Origin of the sequence: Actinomyces sp. oral taxon 171 str. F0337 (assembly GCF_005696555.1) — a bacterium.
Taxonomy (GTDB): Bacteria; Actinomycetota; Actinomycetes; order Actinomycetales; family Actinomycetaceae; genus Actinomyces; species Actinomyces oris_E.
Genome location: NZ_CP040005.1, coordinates 392943 through 418348, shown reverse-complemented (window position 1 = coordinate 418348; position 25406 = coordinate 392943). Strand labels below are relative to the sequence as shown.

Genomic DNA, 25406 nt, shown 5'->3' with positions numbered 1-25406 from the left:
CCCGGCTCGCGAGAGGATCGGGCTGATGCCCTTCTACCACCGCCCGCCCGCCGACCGCGGCCCGTTGCGCCCCCGCTCCCCCATGGCTCCCAGTCAGGCGGCCCCCGCCCCCACGGCCGCTGAGCTGTCCGAGGCCGCCGGTGTCGGCTACGCCGTCGTCGACCTGGAGACCACCGGCCTGTCGCCCGCGACGGACTCGATCCTGGAGGTCGCGCTCGTTGTCACCGACGCCGCCGGTCGCGTCGAGCGCAGCTGGTCCACGCTCGTCGATCCCGGCGCCGGCGTGGACGTGGGCCCCACCCATATCCACGGTCTCGTCGCCGAGGAGCTCATCGGGGCACCCGGCCTCGACGACGTCGCCGACCTGCTCGTGGCCGACCTGGCCGGAAGGGCTGTGGTGGCCCACAATGCGCGCTTCGACGTCGGCTTCCTCACCCAGGCGCTGGGGACGCGGGGGCTGCTCGACCGCGGCGCACGAGTGCCGCGGGTGTGCACGATGGAGTGGGCGCGCCATTTCATGACGACGCCGTCGCGCCGGCTGACCACCTGCTGCGAGGTGGCCGGGGTGGAGATCGGCCGCCACCACAACGCGCTCGACGACGCCCTGGCCGCTGCCGGCCTGCTGCGACACTATCTGGCGGTGGGGGCCGAGCGCGGCGAGGAGCCGGTGGCCTGGGCCCGGACGCTCGTTGAGGCTCGCCGCTTCGCAGGCTGGCACTGGGACGCCCAGCGGGCGCGGGCCGGCTCAGAGCGTCTCACGGCGCGCACCACGCCCGGTGCCGAGCGACCCCGGCCCGGGTCTTAGACCTCTGCGGCGTCCTCGCCCAGGGAGACGAGGAATCCGTCGTCGTCCACGGCCACCCCGGAGACGGCGGTGACCAGGACGGTGGCGAGCTCCTCGACCAGGTCCCGGGCCGTCTGACGCTCGCGGCGCCGGGAGCGGGAGACCACCTCGGCGTAGGCGTCGGCCTGGTCCTGGGGGATCCAGCGCAGGTCGTAGGACAGGACCGCCCCGCGCGCCCACGGCTCACCGCGCACGGCCAGCGGCAGCCCGTCGGTGGCGCCGGCACGTACCTCGATGCGCCCCCAGCCCTCGTGCTCGGGGTCGACCGGGGTGACGACCGCGTAGCCGTCGCGCAGCTCCTCGATGACGTTGCCGGTGGCGGCGGCGACGATCTCCTGACGCATCGTGTCCTGGCGGACCTTCTCCGAGCCGCGCCAGGCCTTCTCGAAGACGTCCGGGCCGATGCGCTCGACGAGGCTCTCCAGCTCCTCGGGGTCGATGGCGTCCAGTCCGACGGCGCCCCGGGGCTGAACGGCCTCCAGCGCGGTACTCACCTCGGGGGCGATGGGCTGCAGGACGGCCACCAGGTCCTCCGGGCCGAGCCACACCGGGGCGTAGACCGTCAGGGAGGCCGAGACCTCCGGGCTGGGCTCGACCAGGACCGGGTCCTCCTTGTCCCCACCGGGAATGAGGCGCAGAGCGCCGGCCAGGCGCCGGGCGATGGCGCGCAGGCGGGTGAGGGCCACCAGCTCGGCCCCCGTGGGCTGGGCGTGGGGGAAGGCGTCGGAGAGCGGATCCAGGCCGGCGAGCTCGGCCGGCAGGGCTCCGGCACGGATGCGGGGGCAGTCCAGGATCATCAGCTGCGTGGTCCACTCCGGAGCACCCAGGAGGCGGCGCATCTCGGCGTCGACCTTCCAGGGCCCCAGCAGGGAGACCCCCGGGAAGAGCTGGAGGCTGGAGACCCCCACCCAACCGGACTGGATGTCCTGGGACAGGGCCAGAGCCTCGACCTCATCGGGGGCGACGTCATCGGCCAGGAGCAGGACGTGGTTGGTGTCCAGCAGCCCGACAGGCAGCATGGAGGTGGCGGTGAAGGTGCCGGTGTCGGTGGGCAGGGAGACGGCGAAGTCGGTTGAGTCGCTCATAGGTGCTTCTCCTGGGACATGGGAGCGGAGTCGTCGGCGGGGGCCGCCGGGATGTCGGGGATACGGGTGCGATGGAAGGAATGGTGGGAGCGGGAGGCCGTCGGTCCGCGCTGGTCCTGATAGCGCGAGCCGGTGGCGCCCGAGCCGTAGGGGGCCTGGGCGGGGCTGGACAGGCGGAAGAAGCACAGCTGCCCCACCTTCATTCCCGGCCAGAGCTTGATGGGCATGGTAGCCGTGTTGGACAGCTCCAGGGTGACGTGCCCGGTGAATCCCGGGTCGATGAATCCGGCGGTGGAGTGGGTCAGCAGCCCCAGGCGCCCCAGGCTCGACTTGCCCTCCAGACGGGCGGCGACGTCGTCGGGCAGGGTGATGCGCTCGTAGGTGGCCCCCAGGACGAACTCCCCGGGGTGCAGGACGAAGGGCTCGTCGGCCCCGACGTCGACCAGATGGGTCAGCCCCTCCTGGTCGGCGGCCGGGTCGATGACCGGGTAGCGGTGGTTGTCGAAGAGACGGAACCAGCGGTCCAGGCGCACATCGATGGAGGCGGGCTGAATCATCTCGGGATCGTAGGGGTCGAGGACGACCCGCCCGGCGTCGAGCTCGGTGCGGATATCGCGGTCTGAGAGCAGCACGGGCCCGATTGTGCCAGGTCCGTCGAGAGGCGTCATACGGATTCCGGCCCCGAGGGGACCCGGCAGGGCCAGACCGACCCTCAGCTGCTCAGCGGCACGCCTTCGGCGTCGACGCCCCACGGCGGCTCGCCCGGCCGGGCCGTCAGGATGAGGATCCCCTCGACGAAGGCCCAGATGGCGATCGGGAGGGCCAGGAATCCGCAGCTGAGGAGCGAGCCCAGGAGCTGGATGAGGCCCTTGCCCGTGTAACCGAGGTAGAAGTTGTGGATCCCGAGGGTGCCGATGAGCAACGCCAGGACACCGGCGGCCACCTTGGACTTGCCCGAATAGGCGGGGGGACCGTAACCGGGGACGGGACCATAGCCGGGAGGTGTGCCGTAACCGGGAGGCACCCCGTAGCCGGGAGGTGTGCTGTAGCCGGGCTGGGGCCCGTAGGCCCCCTGAGGGTCGTACCCCGGCTGGGCGCCGGAACCGGGCAGGTCGCCGCCGTTGGGCGGGTACCCGCCTGACGGGTACTGCGTGGAGGCGGACCCACCGGGCAGCGCCGGAACGTCCGGGCGAGGGCCCATAGCGGGCTCAGCGGGCTCAGCGGGCACAGTGGGCTCGTCAGGGTTGATGGGATCAGTCATGCGCTCACCACATGCATCGAGACGTCAGGGGAACCATCAGCGAGTGTAGCGGGCGCGAGATCGCCTGCACAGTGCGCAGGCCCTTCTGGAGGCCGATTTGCGCAGACGGCCGGGGTCTGGGTTAGACTTCCGCACGCACCTGGGACGCACGTCCACCGGTGCCACGCGGGTGTAGTTCAATGGTAGAACTTCAGCTTCCCAAGCTGACAGCGCGGGTTCGATTCCCGTCACCCGCTCCAGGCGGAGGGTCCGGACCATCACGGTCCGGACCCTCGTTCGTTGTTCTTCCGTTCCTGGGTCACTCATCCGCACCCTTCGGGGCGGCCCCGACGTCGTCGGCCGGTGCCACCCGTCTGAGTCAGGACAGGACGGCCTGCAGGTTCACCTGGGCGCTGTTCAGGATGCCGGCCGGGTCGCCCCCGGCCAGCCCGGGCAGCTCGTTGTCGAAGTTGGCGATGATGTCCGAGGTGCCGGAGGCGGAGGGCACGGGCTGGGAGTACTCGACGCCGGCCTGGAATGCCGCCTGGTCGGCGTGCTTGCCCTTCCAGGTCTCGCCGGCGGCCTTGCCCGCGGGGACCGTGCCCGCCGCACTGGCCAGGGCCACCTGCTGCTCGGCGGCGGTGAGGTACTCCACGAGCTTGATGGCGTCGGCCTTGTGCTTGGAGGCCTCGACGACGCCGTAGAAGGTGGGGAACTGCAGGGTCCCCTTGCCACCGCTGCCGGCCGGCAGCTCGACCACCTTGTAGGAGACGCCCGAGTAGGCGTCCGCCAGGGTCTTCACCAGGGAGTCCGTCTCGATCACCATGGCGGCCTGCCCCTGACCGAAGGCGTCGGCGGCGGACCCGGCGGACAGGTCGGCGCCCCAGCCGGCCGAGCCGGAGGACAGGAGCTGCTTGACCTGGGTCAGTCCCGCCACCGAGCCCTCGGAGGAGGCCGTGGCCTTCGTGCCGTCGGCGCTGGTCAGTCCCCCACCGCCCTGGACGAGGAAGGCGCCCACACGCGTGTAGGTGGCGTCGAGGGTCAGGCCGACGACGCCACCGGAGGTGAGCTTGGCGGCCACCTGGTCGAGCTGTTCCCAGGTGGTCGGGTAGTCCGACTCGCTCAGCCCCGCGGCCGACCACAGGGAGGTGTTGATGTAGAGGGCGAGCGTGGAGACGTCCCTGGGCGCGGCACTGACCCTCTCCTGCCGGGTGGCGCTGGTCAGCAGCGCGGGGTGAGCATCCTTGACGGCGGCCGAGCCCTTGTCCCAGGAGTGCAGGGAACCGGCGTAGCTGGACAGCTGGGCCGGGTTGAGGACGACGACGTCGATGGTCGGCTCGGCCGTGATCCCGCGGGCCAGCTCCTGGGAGACGTCGGAGACGGGCTTGACGTCCACCTCCACCTTGGTCTCCTTGGTGAATGCCTCCACCGCCTTGGACAGCGCCTCCGCGGCGGCCTCGCCCGCATCGGAGACGATGAGCGCCATCTTGCCCTCCTCGGTGGCCTCGTCCTTCGACTTCGACGAGCAGGCGGCGAGGGTGGCCGAGACGGCCAGTCCCAGAGAGGTCAGGCCGAACGTCCTGCGGGACAGCATCATGTGTTCTCCTTGAGGGAATCCCGGAGTGCCCGGGAGCGGGGTGAGCCCGGGGCCGCAACGGCGCCTGTGGGCTCGCGGTGAGCGACGTCGGCGGGGACGGCGGGAGGGCACTGCGGGAGGGCACTGCGGGCCCCACGTCGCCAGGAGGAAGCGTAGGCCATTCGGGCCGCGGGCTCGGACTCGTCCCCGACCCCTCATCTCACAGGAGGTCGCGCAGGGCCAGCACGACGACGCCGGTGGCCAGGGCGTCCACAAGGAACCAGCTGGCCAGCCACAGTCCGGCGGGAACCCGGGTCAGGTGGGCCAGGGTGCGGTGGTCCTGCTGCGGGTCACGTGAGGCGGCGACGTCGCGCAGGGAGTCCCAGGCCCCGACGAGGAGGGCCAGCCCGACCCCGGCGACGACGCCGTCACGCCACTGCCCGCCCCACCACCACAGGGCCCCGGTCAAGGCGGCCACGAGGAGGACGAGCAGGACTGTGCGCACCGAACGGGACATGACCAGCAGGACCGCCAGGAGGACCAGTCCCAGCAGCAGGACCGCACTCGCCCACCCCTTGAGGGCCAGGAGCACGACGACGGCCCCCAGGACGGCCGGGGCCGGATAGCCAGCCCACGAGGTGGCCACCCGGCCGGGGCCGGTGGGTTTGCCGGCGGTGACGGCGTGCCCGGACAGGTCACGGCTCACCACGAATCCGAGGAAGCGTCGCCCCACCATGAGGCCGACGGCGGCGTGCCCGGCCTCATGGACGATCGTCACCAGGGTGCGTCCCCAACGGCGGGCAGGCGCCCAGGCCAGGACGATGAGGAGGATCGCCAGCGCCGGCCACAGCACGCCGGGATCCAGGCCCACGACGCTCGAGGCGCGGGCCAGCAGGTCGTTCCAGGTGTCAGTCCAACTCAGGTTCACGGGCGGAAGTCTGCCAGGCCCACCTGCAAGCGCGGCAGCCCGTGGCTCACGCTGTCAGCCAACCGCGCTGTGATGAAGCGAACCGGGGGCCTCGGCGCCCTCCAGGGGCTCGGTGGCGTGGGGCTGTGGAATGGCCGGGACGGCGTGGGCGGGCTGACGCGCCCCCACCGCCCGCAGCACGAAGGCGTCCAGGCTCTCCAGGTAGGCCCGGCGCTGCTCCGGATCCGTGGGGGTCGGGCGCCCGCCCATGACGGTGGCGTGGATGAGGGGGATGACCTGCTCGGGATCCTGGGAGGGGATGAGCCCCTGATCCATGGCGTCGGTGAGGATCGAGGAGAGCATCTGAGCCAGCAGCGCCCCGTGGGCCCGCAGGCGGCCGGCCGTCCCGCGCGAGACGGAGCCGGCCAGCGGCCCCGACGTCGGGAAGTGGAAGTGCCGTGCGATGAGGGCCTGCTGGCGCACGTAGATGCGCAGACGGTCGATCGGGTCCTGGGTGCCGGCCAGCGCCCGGGAGAGCTCCTCGGCGTACCGGCCGGCCTCGTGCTCCATGAAGGCCAGGAGGAGGTCCTCCTTGTCCGCGAAGTGGTTGTAGACGGCTGTGCGTCCCACACCCGCGTGGTTGGCGACGTCGGACAGAGTGATCTTGTCGAAGCTGCGCCGGCTCATGAGCTCGGAGAGAGCGCGGAACAGGGCGGTGCGCGTGCGCTCTCGATGCTCGGCCAGTGAGGAACCCAGGATCTTCGGCATGAGGCCACCCTAACCCAGGAGATGACGTCGACGATAGAAGTGTCAGGAAACTGAGACGGGTCGGCGTCAGCGGCGCTGCTGACGGCCCTGAGCGCGTGACCCTTATGAGGACGCGCGGCCCTTGTGAGGAACCGCCCGAGCTCCTAGGCTCGCCGCCGTCGTATCGGCGACGCCTCAACGCCGCATCAACGCCGTATCAATACCGTATCAGCGCGCCAGGGCGGTCACGAGCGCGTCGATGATCGGCAGGTCCGCCTCGAGCCACGGCAGCCGGCGCAGCCGATCCGGCGGGTCCAGGGGCACCCACTCCAGCCGCTGGTGGTCGGCTCCGGCCCTGCCCCGGTCTCCGGGGCGGGCGGGCTCAGCCAGCCACACCCGCATCCTGAAGCCGTGCATGGCCGGCCACGCCGGGGCGTCGTCACCGGGACCACTGTCCGACGGCGCCGGAACCGCCAGATGCCGAGGAGCGATGAGCTCGGGGCCCAGGCGGGCGCTCAGGCCGATCTCCTCGTCAAGCTCGCGGGCCAGGGCCTGCTCGGGCCGCTCGGCGGGCTCGACCTTGCCGCCGGGAAGCTCGAACTGACCGGCGTGCTCGGGCGGGTAGGACCGGGCCGCGCACAGCAGCGTCGTCGGGTGCCCCAGGTCATCCAGGACCGCGGCCGCCACGACGAGGCGGGAGGCCTTCACCGAATCGGAGCCGCTCACCAGGGCTTCCCGCCGCCGCCACTGCCGCCGGGCGCCTCAGTGGCCCCCGCACTGCCGTTGTTACGGTCCCTGAGGCGCTTGGCCCGGTCATCGACCGGAGTCGGGGTCGGCCGGACGCTCGGTGAGCTCGATGACGACGGGTCCGAGCTCGGGCTGCTGCTGGGCTGCGACGACGGATCAGAGCTCGGATCGCTGCTGGGCTGCGACGACGGGTCCGAACTCGGGCTGCTACTGGGCTGCGACGACGGATCAGAGCTCGGATCGCTGCTGGGCGTGGCCGAGGGGGGCGGGCTCTGAGAGGGATTCTGCTGAGGCGGGGGCGGCACCTCGCAGGTGTCGGCCGCCTTCTTGGCCGCCTCGATGTGCTCGGTCACCTCCGGGGAGCTTCCGCTCTCCTGAGCCTGGGCCGCCAGCGTGAGGTGGGCGACGTACAGGTTGGTGCGCACCATGCACTCCGGGGAGCCGGCCTCCTTCGCCTTGGTCTTCGAGTCGACCGTGGCCTTGGGGGCCTCACTGAGAGCCTGGTTGAGGGTCGTGACCGCGGAGGTCGGGTCCTTCGCGGCGAGCTGACCGGTTCCCAGGTTGAAGTGGACGCGCCACTGCTCCAGCCAGGGATTGATCGTGGCGACCGTGCGGTAGCGCGACAGGGCCGTGTCGTAGTGGCCGGCTGCGGCGGCACGGTTTCCGGCCAGGGAGATGAGGAAGATCGACCCGAGCCACAGGGAGACGATGGTGGCCAGCGCGGCGGGCACCCCACCGATCGCCAGGAGTCGACGGCGCCGTTTGAGGCGCGCCTCGCGCCGCCTGGGGTCCTCGGGGGCCGAGGGGTCCGGCGTGGAGGCCCCGTCGTTCGGGTCCGCCTCCTGCAGGTAGTCGAGCTCCTGCTCCGAGGGGGCGCGGTCTGCTCCTGGCGCACCCTGCGCACTGTTGACGGCGCCGGGCTGGATCCCGCTCCGCCCCTGCCCGGGGACCTCGCCGGAGGTGCTTCCTATCGTCATCATCTTCCCCTTCCCATGAGAAGACGCAGGCGACGGTCGGCTCGCATGAGATCGATGATCTCCCACAGCAGCAGACCGAAGGCGATGAGTCCCAGTGGCCAGGTCAGGTACACCCGGCCGTTGGTCTTGGCCCGCCCGTCGGAGGAGACGGCCTCGATGTCGAGGTTGGTGAACTTGCTCGTCGGGTCGTCACCCGAGCCGCCGGTGCGGTGGAAGTAGGGCAGCCCCATGTCCTTGGCCACCTTCTGGAGCTCGTCGGCGTCGATCTTCGACACCCCGGGCTGCCCTCCCTGGCCGTCGGTGATGTAGTCGGACTGCGTGTGCTCGCCGGTGGCCGGCGAGCCGTCGTAGCTGCGCATCTTCCCGCCCTCGGTGGAGCCGTAGCCCAGCACCGCACCGCCGTCGACGATGTCGGCCAGGGACTGCCAGGAGACGCCGGCGCTTTCGGCCGCCAGAGCGCCACGACCTTCATCGGTGGCCTCGCCGTCGGAGAAGATGTAGACGAGCCGGATGTTGTTGGGGTCGGACTGGCGGGACTGCGCCAGCGACTGACCCAGCAGCGGAAGCGCCACCTCCAGCGAGGAGCCGGTGGCGTGGCCCGTGACCTCCTGCTTGAAGGAGCCGATCCAGGCGTCGACGGCGTTGGTGTCGTGAGTCAGTGGCAGCTCCCTGGCCGCGGTGTTGTCCAGGGCGATGATGGAGAACCTGGAGTCCGGGAAGGCATCGCGGATGGCGCGCATGTCCGAGCGCACGCCGTCGAGCCTGGTGGAGGCCGACTGGTCGACGCCCTCGGGCCCCTTGCCCTGGTAGTCCTCCGCGGCCATGGACCCGGTGCGGTCAACCACCATGTAGATCTCCACGTTGGAGACGCTGATGGCCTCGCTGCCGCGGATCGCCGGCCCCGCCAGCGCCAGCACGACGACGACCACGATGGCCAGGCGCCTCCACCAGGCCCGGCGGGCGACCGGCTCGGCATCGTCACGGACCAGCCGTCGTCGGGAGACGACGAGCAGGGTCACCAGGGCGGCCGCCACGAGCAGGACGAGGATCCACCAGGTGACCGGGATGAACGCGAAGTCCCCGATGATCGGAACCGGCTTCATGCTCGCCTCCAGGTGGTCAGTCCCAGGTAGCCCAGAAGCACCAGCGAGAGCGTGATGACGAGTCGCTGGGGGACGTCGGTGCGACGGGTCTGCTTACGGCCTCCGAGCGCGGAGACCTCGGTCTTCTCCAGCTCCTTGACGATCTGCCCCCCGGTGCCGGAGTCCTCGACGTCGTAGAAGCGTCCCTTGCCCGGCCCCTCAGTGACGGTCTTGAGCTCCTCACGGGACTCCTCGGGGCTCTTGTCGAGCAGGTTCTGGAAGTCCTGATCGTCGTCGGCGCCGTAGATGGAGAAGAGGCGGATCTTGCGCTCGGCCAGAAGGTTGACGGCGTCGGGCAGGGGGTAGATCTGCTCGTCGTCGGGGTCGATGACCTGGTTGTCGGTGGCCAGGATGATGGATCGGGAGCGATCCAGTCCCTGATTGTCGAAGGCCTGGGCGCAGGAGGCGAGACCGTCACCGGCCAGGGAGGAGCCGTTGACGCCGGTGGTCTGCGTGCCGCCGAAGGCCTCCTCGTAGTCGCGCTGCTGCTTCAAGGTGACATTCTTCGGGTCGATGTCCAGGACGTCGCCCAGCTCCTGGAGCTGATCACGCAGCAGGTCGTAGTCGTCCGTCAGCGGGACGATGGTCTGCGCAGCCGAGTTCCAGGCCACGAGCCCCACCCGCTCGCCGTCGAAGTCCTCCAGGATCTCGGAGAAGGTCGTCAGGACCGAGGAGTCGATCCTGACCATCGACGTGGATACGTCCAGGCACAGGACGATGTCACGGTTGGCCAGGGCGTCGGAGCGCTCGGTGACCCGCACGGGCCGACCGGCGATGGCGGCGGCGCTCAGCAGGGAGGAGACCAGCATCACCGCCAGGAGCGCGTGCAGCCAGCGCTGCGCCCGGATGCGTTTGCGCACCGCCGGCAGCTGGAACAGGCTCGCCGAGTTGGCCAGGCGACGGGGCAGCTCGACGCCCCGTTTCCCGCGGCGTCCCCAGGGCGGCCGCAGCCGCTTGGGCGTCCTGGTGGAGGAGCTCGCGCTGGAGCGGCGGTCGATGATGAGGACCGCGATGATCGCAGCCACGGCGATGACGACAAGAACGATGAACAACCAGAGCATCACCATTGGGTGACCACCTCCCTGGCGTGGGTGAGGGCCTCCTGTGCGGCGGCCTGCGGCTCACGGTCGAAGGAGGGCTGCTCCCACACGGCGAGCAGCTCTCCGACGTGCCCCAGCGGGTTGGCGTCCAGGGGACGGCCCGCCGCGCGCACGCTGCGTCGACGCTCCTCCACCGAGCTCGGCCCGGCGGTCGCGGCCATGTCGAGGATCTCCGAGACCGTGGCCGTAGTGATCTCCTCCCCGCTGCGGGCCTCGGCGAAGCCGCGCAGCAGCGCCGCGAGCTCCAGGTGCAGCTCGCGCAGGTCCAGCTCACCATTGTCCCAGCGCTGGGAGATCTCACCGAGACGCTCACCCCACTGGCGGCGCTCACGAGGCGCCATGGGGATGTCTCCGACCTCCTGGGAGGTGTCACGGCGAGTCACCAGGAAGGTTCGCAGCAGCCAGGCGATCACCAGGAGGAGGCCGACGACCATGACGATGACCATCCATATCGGCATGAGAACCGGGGGCATGATCTGCATGGGTCATCGCCTCCCTCTGGCCACGGCGGCGCGCTCACGCTGAAGGAGCTCGGCGATGGAGTCGATGAGCGTCTCCTCGGAGGAGACGACGCCGTACTCCAGGTGCCGGGCGTCGAGCACCTGCTCGACGGTGGTACGCCACTGCTCGCGCACCACGGCCGCTTGAGCGGCCAGGTAGGAGTCGGAGCGCAGGAAGGCGGGGATCTCGAAGGGCAGGTCGATGTCCCGCCCGCGACCGCCGCCCTGGCGCAGCGGATCGTCGTCCTCGATCTGGACGACGATCATCTCGTGCTGGATCGACAGGCGCCGCAGCCAGGTCGCGGCGTCGGGGCCGGGGTGGGCGGTGTCGGTGATGAGAATGACCAGGCTGCGTCGACGGTGCCAGGTGCTCACCCGCTCCATGAGGCGCGGCAGGCTGGAGGGAGGCGCCCCGGGAGCCAGCTCGAAGGCGCCGGGGGGCGCCCCCTCGACGGGAACGTCGAGGTCCTCGAAGGTACGGGCCAGCAACGCCAGCAGGGTCTCGACGTGCTTGGCCCCGGAACGGGCCGGGCGCGAGATCGTCCGGCCCGCGTCACCTGCTACGAGCGCCACCGAGTCCCCCCGCATCCGAGCCAGGTAGGAGAAGACCTCCGCGACCCCCAGGGCCAGGTCGCGCTTGTCCTCCCCCGAGGGCGTCATCGCCGCCATGGTCCGGCCGGTGTCCACGGCCAGCACCATGGGCATCATGGACTCGCGCTGGTAGCGCTTGATGACCGGCTGCCCCAGGCGGGCCGAGGACTTCCAGTCGATGTCGGAGATGTCGTCGCCGGGCCGGTAGAAGGACATGTCGTCGAAGTCCTGCCCGCGCCCGACGAATACCGACTTGTGGCGCCCGTCGAGCAGCCCCGTGGCGCGACGCAGGGTCGGCAGGCTCAGGGCCGCGCGCAGACGCTCGATCCGCGTACCGCGCCGACCGTCGCCGGAATCGGACCCGGGCGCCCCGGGAGCGCCGTGTACCTGCGTGCTCATCGTTCAGCTGGTCCCCACTGGGCTCAGGGCGTGGGGACGGCCGCGAAGATGGCGTCGATGATCGCCTCGGGCGCGACTCCGTCGGCCAGGGCGTCATAGGTGAGCACCAGCCGGTGGCGCAGCACCCCGTGGCGCAGCAGGCGGACGTCGTCGGGGATGACGTAGGTGCGCCCCTCCTGGAGGGCGACGGCCTGGGCCACCTTCATGAGCGCGATGCCTCCGCGGGGGGAGGCCCCGACACGCACCTGCCGGTCCAGGCCGGGCACGGGGCGCGGTCCTCCACCGCGGGAGGTGTTGATGAGGGCGACGATGTACTGCTTGATGACGGGGTCGACGTAGACCCGCTCGGCGGCCCGCTGAAGCCACTCGACGTCGTCGGTGGAGATGGGCCGCCCGGTCACGGGCCGGTCGAAGGTGCCGTTGGAGATGCGGTCCAGGACGTCGGCCTCCTCGGAAGGCCGCGGGTAGGTGAGCACCTCCTTCATGAGGAAGCGGTCCATCTGCGCCTCGGGCAGGACGTAGGTGCCCTCCTCCTCGATGGGGTTCTGGGTGGCCAGGACCATGAAGGGGTGGGGCAGCGGGTAGACGACTCCACCGATGGAGGTCTGACGCTCCTGCATGGCCTCGAGCATGGCCGACTGGGTCTTGGCGCTGGAGCGGTTGATCTCGTCGAGCAGGACGATGTTGGCGTGGACCGGCCCCAGCTGGGTGGTCATCTCGCCGGTGGAGGAGTTGAGGATCTGGGTGCCCACGATGTCGTTGGGCATGAGGTCGGGCGTGCACTGAATACGGCGGAAGGAGCCGGAGACGGCGGAGGCCAGCGTCTGGGCGGCGGTGGTCTTGGCCAGGCCGGGCACCGACTCCAGCAGGATGTGACCGCTGGACATGAGGGCCGTCACCAGGGCCGTGCGCAGCTGCTCCTGACCGACGACCCGCTGGGAGAAGATGTCGGCCACGGACTTCAGCAGCTCGGCGGCGTGCTCCACGTCGGCGTCGCCGGCGCCTCGGCGACTGGAGGCGGCCCGGGCCTCGCGGCGCAGCGTCTCGCGGGAGGGCAGCGGGCCGGTGTCGACCTTCTCCTCCGCCGGCGCTGCCGGTCCGGAGGGGTAGCCGGGAACCGTCACCCTGGATGAGGCGGGCGGCGCGGCGTGGGCCCCAGAGGTCTGCGGGTCGATCTGAGGCGGGAGCGAGGGCGGCTGCTGGGCCGGGACAGGGGCTCCCTGCCCCATGGAGGACCCGGCTGGCTGACCGGCCTGTCGGGCCGCCGGCTGCCCGGCCGACTGGCCACCGCCCCAGCCACCCGGCTGACTGCCGGGATGGGCACGGTGCTCGGGCTGCATGCTCATGGTTCTCCTCGCTCAGTTCTGGCTTGATTCCTCGCGCCACGTGCTCGCGCCTGGATAGGCAGCGCATTGGCAGGCTATACGAGCCGGGACCACCTGGGGCACGAGCGGAGGGGAAGTCCTCCCCACAGCCCCGGAAGGCCCCCATTTTTCAGCGAACTCGCGCCACTTTGAAGGAAATGTGAGACGAGTCCTCATGGGACCGACCATCCCGGGATCAGAGCTGACCGAGGTTCACCCGGTTCCCGGCCAGGCTCAGCCGGAGCCCGTCATTGGTGACGATGACGCTGGTCGGGCGCAGCCCCGGCGGCAGGGAGCTCGCGGGGATCGCGATCTGCGAGGAGTCCAGCCCGACGTAGCTGAGCATACTGCTGTCCCCGGTGGCGACGTCGACGCCGACATCCTTCCCACCCATGCGGGAGGAGGTGATGGTCAGGACCAGGCTGCCGTCGGCGCCCAGCGACGGGACGATCTCGGCCTCACCGCTCACACCGAGCAGGGACGTCGAGGCCTGGATGACTCCGGGATCCTGGGCGCTCGTCCCGGCGCGCTGGGCCTGGAGGGTGACGCCCTTGAGCTTCGGGTGCGACGTGGCGGCGAGCGCGGTCACCTGCTCCCAGCTGATGGTGCCCGACGCCGTCACGGCGTCAGTCGGGTAGGGCTTGTGCAGGCTGATGCGGCTGAGATCGACGTCGACGTCGCTGAGCGTGACCGAGGTGCCGCTCTGACCCTTGGAGGTGATCTTCAGGCTCGGGGAGTCCACGCTCAGGCTGTCCAGCGAGCCGCCGACCACCTGACGCAGAACGATGCCCTTGGTGGCGATCCTGGCGTCCTCACTGAGTCCCGGCAGTGCGGAGCGCACGGCGGCGTCGACCTGCCCACGCACGAGGTACTCCATCCCGACGGCCCCGGCGCTCAGGATGACGACGAGCACCACGAGGACCACCACCCACCGTCGAGCGCGACGTCGTCGGGCAGGGCGGGGACGGTCGCTCTGCGAGGAATCGCCCCCCGACACCTCATTTTCCGAGAAGTCACCCTCCGCGGCGTCATCCACCAGGACCTCGTCGAGGAACGCCCTGTCGGGGGAGGCCTCCTCAGCGGTGCCCCCCGACCCCCGAGGCGAGTTCGTGTCCCCCCGGTGACTCATCTCTCCCCGCGTCACGTCATCGCCTCGGCGCCGACGGCGAGCTCTGGGCCACTGGGGCGGTGCTCACCGAGCGCTCGGCCGTCTGGTCGGCGGGGGCCTGGTTGGCGGCCAGCTCCTCGTCGAGCATGTAGAGGTCCTCGGCGGTGACCATGAGAGTGGACACGGCGTGCTCCACCAGTGCCGTACGCCGGTTGGAGGCGGCTCCGGCCACGCGGCCGCCGCGCAGCCCGCGCACCCCCACCCGGTCGAGCTTCTCGCAGACGTTGTCGAGCTTGCGGTTGAACTTAGTCAGTGGCCAGCCCAGGCGCGCAGCGGCCGCTGCGGAGGAGGGGATCTCAGCCGCCCCGGTCCCGGCCCGTTTGAGCACCGGCTCGGACAGCGCCAGAACGAGCAGCAGCTGGGAACGGGTCATCGGGGTCACCCCGATGGTGGTCTGTCCCGAGGACTGACGCACGCCGTCGATCCCGGAGAAACGGTCCTCCCCGGAGGTGATGAGGTTGATCTCGTAGGTGGTCGGGCCGGCGGAGAAGGTGAGGATGACCCTCGGGAAGACCAGCGGCATGCGGGCACCCGGGGCCAGCCGCGACTGGACCAGGCCCTCGCCGTCAGTCAGGGTGGCCGACAATCGCGACCCCTCGTTGGCGATCCACCAGAGGTTCTCGGAGTGGGCGAAGACCAGGAAGCGGCGGTGGAGGTAGGGGTTGTCGTCAATGTCGAGGTCTCCGCCTCGGCCGATGACGAAGGTGTCGGCCGGGGCGACCCGGTAGATCTCTCCGGAGAAGTCCAAGACGAGCTCATCGGGCTGCTCCGGGTTGACCTCTGGCATCTCCGTCCACGTCAGGTCGCTCATGAATTCTCCTTCCACAGGCCCGGTTCATGATCGGCGCCCGGGTCCAGTCTCGCTGAGAACCCGGATCCGCACCGGCGAAGCACTACCGCACGGACCGTGACCTCAGCCACTACGGAACCTCAGCCATGACGGCGGATCGATGCGGAGCGTCACCCCGTCACCGACATCCATCAGGTCCCCCATGAACACCGGCGTCGGCATTCCCGACCCCAGGAGGACCGGCGTCGCACCGGGGCGCGCCAGGACCGTGCCGTTGGAGGAGCCGAGGTCCTGGGCCAGGATGCTCCACCCCGAGGTCGTGAGCATGAGGTGGGAGCGCGACACCATGTGCTGCGGGCTGGGCACCGCGACCAGGGCCACGATGTGCGGATCACCCCCGGTCTGCACCTGAGGGGCGCGTCCGACGACGACGTCGCCGGCGACCTCGACGGCGGCACCGGTCGACAGGGTCAGTGTGGCCAGGGCCGGCCGACGCACGTAGGAGAACACTCCCGTCAGAGGCTGGGAGCAGATCAGGCACTCCCGGATCTCAGGAGGGTTGGCATGCCCCTGGGGGCAGACCGCGGCCCGCACGGGGGGCGCCGCGATGAGGGCCGCCTCGGAGGCGGAGACGACCTCCGTGTTGGGCAGTGCCTCCAGAGGCTGGGGCGCCTGCACGGGCTGGGGCTGCTTGCTCTTGGAGTTGTCCGGCGCGGTGGGGGTGTTGGCCGTCGGGCGGCCGCCCGAGCTCGCCGAGGGGGCCGTGGGGGCGCGGTGGGCGCCCCGGCGCCGACGCCCCGACCCGGGCTCAGGCTCGGGGTAGTCCGGGAACGTGCTCATGTCACCGGTGTCAGGGTCCTCCACGGCAGCCTCAGTGGCCTCCGAGTGCTGCTGCGGAGGCTCGAGGGAGTCGTCGGGATCCTCCCAGACACCCGTCTCCAGCAGCTCGGGAGCCGAGTCCGCGGAGCTGTCGGCCTGTGCAGGAGACGGCGTTCCCAGCGGGTCCGGGGCCGCCTCCTGGGGCGACTGGGTGACCAGGGTGACCGGCTTGAGCAGCGTGGTCTCGTCGCCGGGCTCCGCCGGGACGATGCCGGTGGAGCCCGACGCCACGGGCCTCAGGTCCGCCCGCCGTAGCGGTGCGACCTGCGAGGTGCCCACCGCCTGCGGGGATTCTGCGCTCGGGGCCGACGGCGCCGCCGGCCCCACCGTCGGCAGGTAGGTGCCGCCCAGGGCCTGAAGGACCCGGAGCCCCGTCTCCACGGAGACGGCACAGGAGTCGGAGCCGGAGGCCGGGTTGATGACCGCGACCCCGTCAACGCCGTCGGCCCGCAGCGCTCCGTCCGCCAGGCGCGTCAGTCCCTCGGGCAGTGGGACACGCTCGCCCGGCAGCGGGGTGGAGGGGATGGAGGGAATCGGAGAGACCGTCACTGCGCCCCCTGAGTGCCTGTACCGTCGGGGACGGCCACGGGAACCGCCGGCAGAGAGGTCGGGACCTGGAGGCAGTCGACGACGACGGCGGTGGTGTTGTCATGCCCTCCGCCTTCAAGGGAGGCGGCCACGAGGAGCTCGGCCGTGCGCTGCGCCGTTCGGCCGGCGGCCAGCACGGTGGCGAGGGCCTCGTCGTCGAGCTCGTCACTGAGGCCGTCGGAGCAGATGAGGAGCCGGTCCCCGGCGGCCACCGGAACGCTGTAGAGGTCCGGGACGGCGGAGTCGGCGATGCCTCCGCCCAGCGCCCGGGTGACGACATTGCGGCGGGAGTCGCGGCGCGCCTGCTCGGGGGTGAGCTCACCGGTCTCGATGAGGATCTGGACCCGGGAGTGGTCGCGGGTGACCTGGGAGAGCATGTCGTCGCGCAGCAGGTAGACCCGGGCGTCCCCGATGTTGAAGATGATCCAGGTCGGACGCGTCACGCCCTGCTCGTCCGCCATCCAGGCCAGGATGACGCCGGCGATCGTCGCGCCGGGCAGGTAGGCGGCGTGGGACGGGATGGCGACGATCGCCTCCTGCGCGGCCATCACCGCGCGGACCACCGTGTCGACGTCGGTGACGATCGTCCCGGCCAGTGCGTAGAGGGAGTCGAGGGCCACCTGCGTGGCCATCCGGCCGGCGGCGTGCCCGCCCATGCCGTCGACGACGACGAAGGCCGGAGCGACGGCGAGGTAGCCGTCCTCGTTGATCGTCCGCAGACGCCCCACATCAGTGGCCGCACCGACAACGACCTCCGAGGCCCTGACGCCGTCCTCACCGCGGATCACGATGGCATCGGCGTCAGCACGAACGTGCTCGGTCATCGTCTCCCTTTCCCCTGCGTCGCGTGCACGCCCCTAGTAAACCCCAGCACCCGGTCCGGAACCACCGCACCACCGCCCGGATTTCACCATGTGGGAGCCCACACCGAGCCGAAGGCGGACAGCGCCGGCTCTCGATCCGACGGCCGAGCGGGCCTCCACCGCTGCCGTCGTCTGCGACGAGCCGCCGTCGACCGACACTGACAAGATGCGGCCGTGACCCGTCAGGCAGTCGGAACGACGGTGTCCTCAGGTAGTCTTCCAGAGTGGCCGGCCGACCGACCCGTATGCCGCTGACGCGGTGCTGCGTTCCCTGACTCGGCACCACGGGCGGCCCGACACCCGATCCACGACGGCCCCAGGTGCCGGTCATAACCTGGACCGACGTCGTTTTCCCGACCCTCGAAGGACCCAGCATGTCTCAGGCCAAGGACGAGCTTGTCGCGCGAGCGCAGGATCCCAATGCAGAGTTGGAGACCCTCCACCAGCTGGCACAGAACTATCCCGGCCTGCGCCCCTACATCGCCGCCAACCCACGCACCTATCCCGCCCTCCTGGAGTGGCTGGGAACCTTGGGTGACCCCGCGGTCGACGCGGCCCTGGCCTCTCGCGGCAGCCAACCCCAGTCGGCCCTGTCAGCGCAGTCGTCGCAGTCCGCGCCGCACCTGGCAGTGGTCTCTCCTCCCGGCGCCCAGCCGAGCGCGCCGTCGGCCAGGTCCTCCGAGGCCCCCACTCAGGTGACCCTGCCCCGTTCACTCCAGTCCGGCAGTGCGGCCTCCGGGTCCTCGGCGCTCTCCGCCACCAGCTCGAGGAGCGCCGCGAGCGCACCGAGCGCCTTCAACGCAGCCGGTGCGAACACACAGGTCGACGGCTTCCTCGCCGCGGGTGACCCGACCGTCTCCGACTCCACGTTCCGTCCTGCCCAGGCGATTGCGCCCCAGTCGCCGGCCCGGCCGGTTCAGCCCGCCCTGCAGCAGACCTTCCAGCAGTCCGCGAACGCCTCCCAGACGCAGAACATGGTCACGCCCGTTCCCGTGCAGCAGTCCCCCGCGGTGACCGGCGACGACGGCGTCTTCGGCGTCGGCACCGAGGACGACGACTCCCAGCCCCCCTCCTCCTTCCTGACCTCCAACCGCATCCTGCTGATCCTGGCGCTCCTGGTGGCCACTGTCCTGGTCTTCCTGGCGACCTGGTACCTCTCCGGCGGCAGTGGTAAGAGCTCAGCCCCCGACTCGGGCAACGAGGCCCCGGCCGACGGCGGACAGGCCGCGGCTCAGGACAGTGCCCCCCAGTCCGCCAACTCCCAGGCCTCGGCCACCCCGAGCGCCTCGGCGACACCCACGCTCAAGGCGCCCGCACCCAAGGACGCTCAGGAGCTGCCCGCCTTCGACGCCCCCAGCGGCAACATCAGCTGCACCCTGGGCGATAAGGACGTCACCTGCGTCATCAACGAGCACGCAGCGACCGCTTCCTGTCCGTCCTCGAAGCCGCTGACGGTCACGATCGGCACCGACGGGAAGCCCAACCAGAGCTGCGGTTCGACCTTCACCCCCAAGGGTGTCAGCCTCAGCTACGGCTCCGCCGCCAAGAACCCCACCTTCGCCTGCAAGTCGACCGACTCCGGCATGCAGTGCTGGAACCAGGTCAACGGCCAGGGCTTCATTCTCAGCCGCCAGAAGGTCGTCTCCACCACCAACGGCGGCAACTGACCGGTCTCACCCGACGTCGGAGCCCCGCCCGGCGGGGCTCCGACGTGTTCTCTCACCTTCACCTTTTTTCACCTTATTCCAACAGCACACGGCTTCCGACATGGCCACCTCCTACCGAACGATTCTGACTCACCCCGGTGCCCGCTCCTTCACGACTGCCGGGCTCATCGCCCGTTTCCCCATGTCCATGGTGGGGATCGCCACGATCCTGGCGGTCGAGGAGCTCTACGGCTCCTACACGGCGGCGGGCCTGGTCAGTGCTGCGAACTTCGTGGCCATGGCCGTCGGGGCGCCGATCCTCGCCCGGTGCGTCGACCGCTACGGCCAGTCACGGGTCATGCTGCCCGCGGTCCTCGTGTCGTCCTTGAGCCTGGTGGGGCTGGCCGCCGCTGCCTCCATGCACGCGCACCTGGGACTCCTGGCCGCTCTGTCGGCCCTGGCCGGAGGACTGGCCGGTTCCATGGGCTCACTGGTGCGCGCTCGCTGGACGGCGATGCTCACCCGCCCCGAGGAGGTTCACGCGGCCTTCTCCCTGGAGGCCGCCCTGGACGAGGTGGCCTTCATTCTCGGCCCGGTGCTGGCCACGGCCCTGTGCACGACGCCGCTCCTGCCGGTGACCTCGGGCTGGGTGAGCTGCGTGGCGATGCAGCTGTTCGGGGGACTGTGGTTCCTCAGCCAGCGCGCCACCGAGCCCGCACCGCACCCGGCTCGGTCGCAGCGCACCGCTGAGGCTGAGGATGCCGAGCAGTCCAGGAAGGGCACGACGCACCCTCCGGTGATGCGCTACGGCGCCATGGTGGCCATCGCCATCGTCTTCCTCATCCTGGGGGCCATGTTCGGGGCCAACGACGTCGCCGCAGTCGCCTTCGCCACCGAGGCCGGGCACAAGTCCGCCTCGGGTCTCGTCCTGGCGGTCTGGGGCGTGGGGTCCTTCGCCGCGGCGCTTCTCTACGGCTCGCGCACGTGGGGGTGGCCGCTGTGGAAGCAGCTCATGGCCGGGCTGGTGGGGCTCGCGGTGGGTGCCTCGACCTTCGGTTTCGCACCGAGCCTGGTGGTGCTGTCCGTCCTGGCGCTCTTGACGGGTCTGGCCATCGCCCCCACCCTGACCAGCGGCAACAACATCGTGCAGGTGACGGTGGCTCCCTCCCAGCTGACCGAGGGCCTGGCCTGGGTGAGCACCGCGCTCAACACCGGGGTCTCGGTCGGCTCCCTGCTGGCGGGGCAGGCCACGGACGCCGGTGGCTCGCGCGCCGGGTACCTGGCGGTGGCAGGCTTCGCCTGGGGCGCCGTCGTGGTTGGTGCCCTGGGGCTACCCGCGCTCAGACGAGCACGAACCACCAGCTCTCTGGGCGGCCACTGAGGCACCTCGGCGGGCGCCTCAGTTCCCGGCATCCCCGGTGGCTCTTCTACACTCAGCACGATGCCCATCGCAGGAAACCCACAAAACACCCTCCTTCCCTCCCAGGCGGGCACCGGCTCCACGGACCGCCCGGACCGCGAGAGCGGGACGTCCGCCGCCCGTTCCCCACGCCTGCTCGCGGCGGCGCGCGCCGCCGCCTCAGCGCCCTCAGTCACCATTCTGGGGTGGCTGACTCTTCTGGTACCCGCCTACTGGTCCCTGGTGGACGACACCGGCCAGTGGCTCTTCAAGCTGGACTCCTTCGTCTACTACGAGGCCGTCCGTCAGTGGCTCGACGGTGGGGACCTCTACAGCTGGTACGCCAACCCGCCCCAGCACCTGTGGCCCTTCACCTACACGCCCCTGGCGGCCTGGATGATCGCGCCCCTGACCTGGATGTCGTACCAGTCGGCCACCGTGCTGCTCATGGTGGCCACGCCGCTGTGCGCCGCCGTGACCACCTACGCGGTTCTCAGGCGGCTGGGGATGAGGACCCGGGCGGCGCACGCCCTGGCGCCGTGGCTGGCGCTCGCCGGGGTGATCGCGCTGGAACCCTTCCCCAAGACCATGGAGTACGCGCAGGTCAACGCCATTCTCATGGCGCTGGTGGCCGTTGACCTGCTCCTGGTTCCCGCGCACTCGCGCTGGCGCGGGGCGCTCAGCGGCCTGGCCGCGGCGATCAAGCTGACGCCGGCGGTCGCGATCCTGGTGCTCCTGGCGCGCCGGGAGTGGCGGGCGGCGGCCACCATGGCGGGCAGCGCCGTCGGGCTGACGCTCCTGGCCGGCCTGGCGGCCCCCGCCGAGTCCTGGGAGTTCTTCACCTCGGCCATGTGGGATCCGGGACGCGCCGGTTTCGCCGACTACTCGGGCAATCAGAACCTTAAGGGCGCGATCGCCCGGGGGCTGCCGGAGTCCGCCTGGAACGTCGCCTGGGCGGTCTGCTCCCTGCTCGCCGTGGTGGCGGCCTGGCTCCTGTGCCGCCGGCTGGACCGGCTGCGGGGAGCCGATGACGCGGCCGGAGGAGCCGAGCAGGACGATGGCCTGGTCCTGGCCCTTCAGGTCAGCGTGGTCATGGTGCTCGGTCTGCTCGTCTCCCCCATCTCCTGGTCGCACCACTGGGTGTGGTGCCTGCCCGTGCTCATGTCGGTCGCGGCGGCGACCTGGCGCTGGCGCTCGACCGCGCTCGGCATCGCCGGCGCCGCCGGCGTGCTCGTCTTCATCCTGGCGATGCAGTGGTGGTTCCCCGAGCAGAACCATGTGGAGCAGAACTGGCCCACCTGGGCCAAGGCCGTCGGCTCGAGCTACACCTGGTGGGCGCTGGCCTGCGGGGCCGTCCTGTGGTGGGTGAGCGGCCGGCGTCTGAAAACCCTGCACCGCTGAGAGGCGGTTGCGGTCGTACCTCAGGTCGCGCGTTCGAGGGGTAGAGGGTACGAACGCGAGACCCACCCTACGAACGCACGATCTACCCTACGAACGCAACGATTGAAACCACTGAGTCGTCTAGGATCCAGGGGTGTCCCTCTCCGATATCGCCCGCGCCGTCGAGGACCAGTTCCATCGCGACTCCGTCCCCGTCCTCAAGCGCCAGGGCTGGCGTCCCCGCGTCATTCCCTACGACGGCTACGGCACCAGCGCGCCGGCTCAGCCGGACCCGACGGCGCAGCAGCACCAGGTCAAGGCAGGGCAGCACAGCAGGAGCAGCAGGAGCGGAGCCCACCGGCGTCCCACCTCAGCGTCCCGTGGGGCCTCCCCCAGCTCCTCCTCCCGGCCCGCCCCCATGGCCCGGGTCCTGGCCCGCATGGTGATGCGCCCCCAGGACGCCCCGGCCGAGGGGCCACTGTTCCGCTCCCTGCCCGATGCTCTTCCCATCACCGCTGCCCAGGCCCGCAGCTTCGCCATGACGGGGCTGCTCGACGCCCAGCGCGGCTGGCGCCTGTTCATCGAGGTGCCGGTGGCCTTTCTGCCCGTGACGGTCCGCGTGGGCCGCGCCAGTGTGCGCACCCGGGCCGACCGCAGCGGCTACATCGACGTCGTCGTGCGCGATCACGGCCTGGAGCCCGGCTGGCACGAGGCCAGGATCGAGGCGATGGGGGCGCAGGCGGTTGCCGCCAAGGTCCTCATCATCCCCGAGGGACCTCGGCTGGGCATCATCTCGGACATTGACGACACCGCCATGGTCACGCACGTCCCCCGCGTGCTCGTGGCCGCCTGGAACCAGCTCGTCAAGTACTCCTCGGCGCGCGAGCCCGTCCCCGGGATGGCCGAGCTCTACTCGCGCATCCAGGCGGCCCACCCGGGCACCCCGATGATGTACCTGTCCACCGGCGCCTGGAACGTGGTCCCCACCCTGCGCTCCTTCTTCGCCCGCCACGGCTTCCCCTCGGGCCCCGCGCTCATGACCGACTGGGGGCCGACCAACACCGGCTGGTTCCGCTCGGGCATCGAGCACAAGCGCACAGAGCTGCGCCGGCTCATGATCGACCTGCCCCAGATCACCTGGATCCTCTTCGGCGACGACGGCCAGCACGACCCGCACATCTACGGCGAGGCCGCCCGTCACCACGCCGACCGGATCGCCGCCGTCGCCATCCGCCGCCTGACCGCCACCCAGCAGATGCTCGCCGGGGGGCTGACCGCGCACCCGATGGGCATCGGGCCCGAGGCACGAGCCCTGGCCGAGGCCGACGTGCCCGTCGTCGTGGGCGCTGACGGCTACGAGCTGGCCCGGCTCCTGCCCCGCGAGCTGCTGGAGGCATCGCCGCGCCGTTGACGGCCTCACGGCGACCACCACTGAGGGCGGAGGCGATTCTCAGCTGAGCCCCCTCCATGCGGCATGTCTCACGCAGGCTCCTCCACCTGCGTCGATCCCCGGCAGCATGCGGCTGAGCCGGTAGTCCTGTCTCTTCACAGGGACCCCACAGGCCCGCCCTACGAGGCCGACAGGCCCCAGCAGTTACCTGGGTTCACCGGGGGCAGACGCCCCCGTTCCCGTCCCCGTCGAACAGGAGGAATCACATGTCCCCCTTCTCCACGAGCTCCTCAGACCCCACCGGCACCACCGGCCCCACAGAGTCCGCGGGCTCCACCGCCTCGACCGCGGCGTCGCTGCGACGCCACGCGATCCTGGCAGACCTCAACGTGCTGCAGGTGGCCACCCTCATGGGCACCGGGCTGCTGGTCACACTCGGTGTGATTCTGGGCGGACGCTCGTACATCACCACCGTCACACCTGACGGCCTGGTCGGCTCCCAGCCGAGCGCCCACGGCACCAGCACCCAGGCCCCCACCTCGGAGGGCTCAGCTCCGGCCATCGGCGACTCCCCGGAAACAACCGTGTGACTCCGGGGAGGATCCCCGTGAGTCCGCAGCGGCCGCGCGCGTGACGCTGTGGGCGATCACGCGGCCACCAACCACCCTTCACGCAGGTCGCCCCGGCCCACGGCCGGTATGGTGATGGCGCATCAAGCAGTGCTTCCCTCAAGCTCAGGAGACGATATGGCCGGCAAGATCCCCTTCATCCTCGGACTCAGCGCAGGATACGTGCTCGGGACCCGCGCGGGGCGCGCCCAGTACGAGCGCATCAAGACCGCAGCCTCCAAGGTCGCCGAGCAGCCCTTCGTGCGCACCCGGGTCGACGCCGCCTCCAGCCACGTCAAGCAGGCCGTGCGCACCCAGGGCGAGGCCGTCACCGAGAAGGTCGCCGACGCCGTCAAGGAGCGGCTCTTCGGGGCGCCGTCGAGTAAGGGCAACGGCCAGTCCCAGCCCGTCGACGCCGGTCAGGCCAGCGTGCGTCCGGTCGGCGAGAACGCCTGAGGCCGGCTGAGGCCCCCGACGGCCCCTAGCCCTGCTCGGGCCGCTCCAGGGAGGCGCTCTCCTCTGTCGTCGCCCCGCCACGGCCGCGCCAGGAGGGGGCCTTGAGCGGCCCCATCATGAGCGATCGGCGCCAGCCGACCAGCGCGCCGGTCGTCTCACGCCGCCCGGCCCGACGCCGCTCCCTGTCGGCGATGACCGGCAGCTGCCAGGAGCGCCAGTAGGCGAGTACGCACAGTCCCGCACCGACCACGGTGGACACGAGCATGGCGTGCGCGTCGGCCACCCCCGCCTTGACGGCCACGACCTGGGTGCCGGCGGCGATGAGCGCCGGGATCGCGTAGAGCTTGTTGCCGCCGAAGACGGCCGGGGTCTCCCCCACTGCGACGTCGCGGATCATGGAGCCACCGATCGCCGTGAGGCAGCCCAGCAGGAGCGCCGGCATGACTCCAAGCCCGTAGGTGAGGGCCTTCGAGGCCCCGGTGGCGGCCCAGCAGCCCAGGATGACGGCGTCGGCCACCACGAGCAGGCGCCGGGTGGGACGCGAGGTCAGCGGCACGAACCAGGCGACCGTCGCCCCCAGGCAGGCCGTGTAGAGGTAGTAGGGGTCGGTCAGGGCGAAGGGTGGACCGGCCTGGATCATGACGTCACGCAGGATGCCGCCGGCGGTGGCCGTGAGCATGGCCAGGACGACGAAGCCCACGAGATCGAAGTTCTTGCGCCGGGCGATGAGCCCGCCCAGGATCCCGTTGAGCAGGACCCCGCACAGGTCCAGCAGCCGGAAGGTGTCGGTGAGGGACGCCGGCATGTGAAGCGTGAGGGAAGAGACGTCCAGCACCCCGGTTGCCCGCCTTTCGCTTCTGCCATGATTGCGTCCCGCCGTCGACCCCGGTGCCGGCCCGGCAGCCCGCTGTTACCAGGCACCTTAGCCCACGGCGGAGCACACGCCTGGCATCCTGCCGTCGCGGATCGCGCGTTGCGGCAATACGAAACCTCAGGTGGTCAGGGCGCACCGGCCCACGC

Annotated in this window: 25 protein-coding genes and 1 tRNA gene; 8 read left to right on the top strand and 18 right to left on the bottom strand. The window is 70.9% G+C overall.

The annotated features are described in order from the left end of the window. Window positions 1-25 precede the first annotated feature (25 nt). Window positions 26-805 (top strand): 3'-5' exonuclease, encoded by a 780-nt coding sequence (locus tag FBF36_RS01825; RefSeq protein ID WP_009396773.1) that lies wholly within the window; start codon window positions 26-28, stop codon window positions 803-805. Here the strand turns inward: FBF36_RS01825 and FBF36_RS01820 are convergent. From FBF36_RS01820 to FBF36_RS13380, 3 genes are all read right to left on the bottom strand, one after another. Next, a complete protein-coding gene (locus FBF36_RS01820; RefSeq protein WP_009396775.1) occupies window positions 802-1929 on the bottom strand; it encodes a hypothetical protein in 1128 nt (375 codons plus the stop codon). The genes FBF36_RS01825 and FBF36_RS01820 overlap by 4 nt on opposite strands. Further along, on the bottom strand, window positions 1926-2561 hold the full coding sequence (gene dcd, locus FBF36_RS01815; protein WP_034492497.1) for a dCTP deaminase: 636 nt from the start codon (window positions 2559-2561) through the stop codon (window positions 1926-1928). The genes FBF36_RS01820 and dcd overlap by 4 nt, the downstream gene beginning before the upstream one ends. Window positions 2562-2641: 80 nt before the next feature. Then, window positions 2642-3190 (bottom strand): TM2 domain-containing protein, encoded by a 549-nt coding sequence (locus FBF36_RS13380; protein ID WP_225792430.1) that lies wholly within the window; start codon window positions 3188-3190, stop codon window positions 2642-2644. A 165-nt stretch (window positions 3191-3355) separates the two neighbouring features. Here FBF36_RS13380 and FBF36_RS01805 point away from each other — a divergent pair. Continuing rightward, window positions 3356-3429 (top strand) — tRNA-Gly (locus tag FBF36_RS01805). Between the two features lie 119 nt (window positions 3430-3548). Here the strand turns inward: FBF36_RS01805 and FBF36_RS01800 are convergent. From FBF36_RS01800 to FBF36_RS01735, 14 genes are all read right to left on the bottom strand, one after another. Then, entirely contained in the window at window positions 3549-4766 is a 1218-nt protein-coding gene (locus FBF36_RS01800; protein ID WP_009396780.1) for an extracellular solute-binding protein, read from the bottom strand. 199 nt (window positions 4767-4965) lie between these two features. Beyond that, the gene (locus tag FBF36_RS01795) at window positions 4966-5673 is read right to left on the bottom strand and encodes a M50 family metallopeptidase (RefSeq protein WP_009396782.1); all 708 of its coding nucleotides are present in this window, start codon (window positions 5671-5673) and stop codon (window positions 4966-4968) included. Between the two features lie 54 nt (window positions 5674-5727). Beyond that, window positions 5728-6420: a TetR/AcrR family transcriptional regulator gene (locus FBF36_RS01790; RefSeq protein ID WP_138137085.1), complete on the bottom strand. Its 693-nt coding sequence runs from the start codon at window positions 6418-6420 to the stop codon at window positions 5728-5730. 207 nt (window positions 6421-6627) lie between these two features. Further along, a complete protein-coding gene (locus FBF36_RS01785) occupies window positions 6628-7125 on the bottom strand; it encodes an NUDIX domain-containing protein (protein ID WP_034492500.1) in 498 nt (165 codons plus the stop codon). Next, window positions 7122-8126, bottom strand: coding sequence for a hypothetical protein (locus FBF36_RS01780; RefSeq protein ID WP_138137083.1), 1005 nt, complete (start codon window positions 8124-8126; stop codon window positions 7122-7124). Before FBF36_RS01780 ends, FBF36_RS01785 begins: the two co-directional genes overlap by 4 nt. Next, window positions 8123-9226 (bottom strand): VWA domain-containing protein, encoded by a 1104-nt coding sequence (locus FBF36_RS01775; protein ID WP_009396790.1) that lies wholly within the window; start codon window positions 9224-9226, stop codon window positions 8123-8125. Before FBF36_RS01775 ends, FBF36_RS01780 begins: the two co-directional genes overlap by 4 nt. Then, on the bottom strand, window positions 9223-10332 hold the full coding sequence (locus FBF36_RS01770) for a vWA domain-containing protein (RefSeq protein WP_009396792.1): 1110 nt from the start codon (window positions 10330-10332) through the stop codon (window positions 9223-9225). Before FBF36_RS01770 ends, FBF36_RS01775 begins: the two co-directional genes overlap by 4 nt. Then, window positions 10326-10847, bottom strand: a complete 522-nt coding sequence (locus FBF36_RS01765) for a hypothetical protein (protein WP_009396794.1) — start codon at window positions 10845-10847, stop codon at window positions 10326-10328. Before FBF36_RS01765 ends, FBF36_RS01770 begins: the two co-directional genes overlap by 7 nt. A 3-nt stretch (window positions 10848-10850) precedes the next feature. Next, window positions 10851-11855, bottom strand: a complete 1005-nt coding sequence (locus tag FBF36_RS01760) for a DUF58 domain-containing protein (RefSeq protein WP_009396796.1) — start codon at window positions 11853-11855, stop codon at window positions 10851-10853. A gap of 23 nt (window positions 11856-11878) precedes the next feature. Further along, window positions 11879-13201, bottom strand: coding sequence for an AAA family ATPase (locus FBF36_RS01755; RefSeq protein ID WP_138137081.1), 1323 nt, complete (start codon window positions 13199-13201; stop codon window positions 11879-11881). A gap of 214 nt (window positions 13202-13415) precedes the next feature. Next, the gene (locus tag FBF36_RS01750; protein ID WP_009396800.1) at window positions 13416-14348 is read right to left on the bottom strand and encodes a DUF2993 domain-containing protein; all 933 of its coding nucleotides are present in this window, start codon (window positions 14346-14348) and stop codon (window positions 13416-13418) included. Between the two features lie 16 nt (window positions 14349-14364). Further along, window positions 14365-15198, bottom strand: a complete 834-nt coding sequence (locus FBF36_RS01745) for a hypothetical protein (RefSeq protein WP_075375854.1) — start codon at window positions 15196-15198, stop codon at window positions 14365-14367. A gap of 102 nt (window positions 15199-15300) precedes the next feature. Further along, window positions 15301-16605: a hypothetical protein gene (locus FBF36_RS01740; RefSeq protein ID WP_009396804.1), complete on the bottom strand. Its 1305-nt coding sequence runs from the start codon at window positions 16603-16605 to the stop codon at window positions 15301-15303. Next, window positions 16602-17468: a PP2C family protein-serine/threonine phosphatase gene (locus tag FBF36_RS01735; RefSeq protein ID WP_009396806.1), complete on the bottom strand. Its 867-nt coding sequence runs from the start codon at window positions 17466-17468 to the stop codon at window positions 16602-16604. The genes FBF36_RS01740 and FBF36_RS01735 overlap by 4 nt, the downstream gene beginning before the upstream one ends. A 413-nt stretch (window positions 17469-17881) precedes the next feature. On the opposite strand from FBF36_RS01735, the gene FBF36_RS01730 reads away from it, so the two are divergent. From FBF36_RS01730 to FBF36_RS01705, 6 genes are all read left to right on the top strand, one after another. Continuing rightward, window positions 17882-19174 carry a hypothetical protein gene (locus FBF36_RS01730; RefSeq protein ID WP_138137079.1) on the top strand — a complete coding sequence of 431 codons (1293 nt, stop codon included), beginning with the start codon at window positions 17882-17884 and terminating at the stop codon, window positions 19172-19174. A 100-nt stretch (window positions 19175-19274) separates the two neighbouring features. Further along, window positions 19275-20534, top strand: coding sequence for an MFS transporter (locus FBF36_RS01725; protein WP_009396812.1), 1260 nt, complete (start codon window positions 19275-19277; stop codon window positions 20532-20534). Between the two features lie 60 nt (window positions 20535-20594). Then, window positions 20595-21953 (top strand): glycosyltransferase 87 family protein, encoded by a 1359-nt coding sequence (locus FBF36_RS01720; protein ID WP_138137077.1) that lies wholly within the window; start codon window positions 20595-20597, stop codon window positions 21951-21953. 133 nt (window positions 21954-22086) lie between these two features. Further along, window positions 22087-23343, top strand: coding sequence for an App1 family protein (locus tag FBF36_RS01715; protein ID WP_009393351.1), 1257 nt, complete (start codon window positions 22087-22089; stop codon window positions 23341-23343). 245 nt (window positions 23344-23588) lie between these two features. Continuing rightward, the gene (locus tag FBF36_RS01710; protein ID WP_009393353.1) at window positions 23589-23912 is read left to right on the top strand and encodes a hypothetical protein; all 324 of its coding nucleotides are present in this window, start codon (window positions 23589-23591) and stop codon (window positions 23910-23912) included. A 156-nt stretch (window positions 23913-24068) separates the two neighbouring features. Further along, complete coding sequence (locus tag FBF36_RS01705) at window positions 24069-24386, top strand: hypothetical protein (protein WP_009733933.1); 318 nt, start codon at window positions 24069-24071, stop codon at window positions 24384-24386. Window positions 24387-24411: 25 nt separating this feature from the next. Here the strand turns inward: FBF36_RS01705 and FBF36_RS01700 are convergent, their stop codons facing one another. Then, window positions 24412-25191: a trimeric intracellular cation channel family protein gene (locus FBF36_RS01700; RefSeq protein WP_034490948.1), complete on the bottom strand. Its 780-nt coding sequence runs from the start codon at window positions 25189-25191 to the stop codon at window positions 24412-24414. Window positions 25192-25406 lie beyond the last annotated feature (215 nt).

Bases quoted from the DNA above. Each gene is read 5' to 3' on its own strand.
- FBF36_RS01725 (WP_009396812.1), top strand. From the start codon at position 19,275: ATGGCCACCTCCTACCGAACGATTCTGACTCACCCCGGTGCCCGCTCC.
- FBF36_RS01720 (WP_138137077.1), top strand. From the start codon at position 20,595: ATGCCCATCGCAGGAAACCCACAAAACACCCTCCTTCCCTCCCAGGCG.
- FBF36_RS01745 (WP_075375854.1), bottom strand. From the start codon at position 15,198: ATGAGCGACCTGACGTGGACGGAGATGCCAGAGGTCAACCCGGAGCAG.
- FBF36_RS13380 (WP_225792430.1), bottom strand. From the start codon at position 3,190: ATGACTGATCCCATCAACCCTGACGAGCCCACTGTGCCCGCTGAGCCC.
- FBF36_RS01760 (WP_009396796.1), bottom strand. From the start codon at position 11,855: ATGAGCACGCAGGTACACGGCGCTCCCGGGGCGCCCGGGTCCGATTCC.
- FBF36_RS01820 (WP_009396775.1), bottom strand. From the start codon at position 1,929: ATGAGCGACTCAACCGACTTCGCCGTCTCCCTGCCCACCGACACCGGC.
- FBF36_RS01730 (WP_138137079.1), top strand. From the start codon at position 17,882: ATGTCTCAGGCCAAGGACGAGCTTGTCGCGCGAGCGCAGGATCCCAAT.
- FBF36_RS01790 (WP_138137085.1), bottom strand. From the start codon at position 6,420: ATGCCGAAGATCCTGGGTTCCTCACTGGCCGAGCATCGAGAGCGCACG.
- FBF36_RS01755 (WP_138137081.1), bottom strand. From the start codon at position 13,201: ATGAGCATGCAGCCCGAGCACCGTGCCCATCCCGGCAGTCAGCCGGGT.
- FBF36_RS01825 (WP_009396773.1), top strand. From the start codon at position 26: ATGCCCTTCTACCACCGCCCGCCCGCCGACCGCGGCCCGTTGCGCCCC.
- FBF36_RS01735 (WP_009396806.1), bottom strand. From the start codon at position 17,468: ATGACCGAGCACGTTCGTGCTGACGCCGATGCCATCGTGATCCGCGGT.
- FBF36_RS01780 (WP_138137083.1), bottom strand. From the start codon at position 8,126: ATGATGACGATAGGAAGCACCTCCGGCGAGGTCCCCGGGCAGGGGCGG.
- FBF36_RS01775 (WP_009396790.1), bottom strand. From the start codon at position 9,226: ATGAAGCCGGTTCCGATCATCGGGGACTTCGCGTTCATCCCGGTCACC.
- FBF36_RS01750 (WP_009396800.1), bottom strand. From the start codon at position 14,348: ATGAGTCACCGGGGGGACACGAACTCGCCTCGGGGGTCGGGGGGCACC.
- FBF36_RS01770 (WP_009396792.1), bottom strand. From the start codon at position 10,332: ATGGTGATGCTCTGGTTGTTCATCGTTCTTGTCGTCATCGCCGTGGCT.
- FBF36_RS01765 (WP_009396794.1), bottom strand. From the start codon at position 10,847: ATGCAGATCATGCCCCCGGTTCTCATGCCGATATGGATGGTCATCGTC.
- FBF36_RS01700 (WP_034490948.1), bottom strand. From the start codon at position 25,191: ATGCCGGCGTCCCTCACCGACACCTTCCGGCTGCTGGACCTGTGCGGG.
- FBF36_RS01710 (WP_009393353.1), top strand. From the start codon at position 23,589: ATGTCCCCCTTCTCCACGAGCTCCTCAGACCCCACCGGCACCACCGGC.
- FBF36_RS01705 (WP_009733933.1), top strand. From the start codon at position 24,069: ATGGCCGGCAAGATCCCCTTCATCCTCGGACTCAGCGCAGGATACGTG.
- FBF36_RS01800 (WP_009396780.1), bottom strand. From the start codon at position 4,766: ATGATGCTGTCCCGCAGGACGTTCGGCCTGACCTCTCTGGGACTGGCC.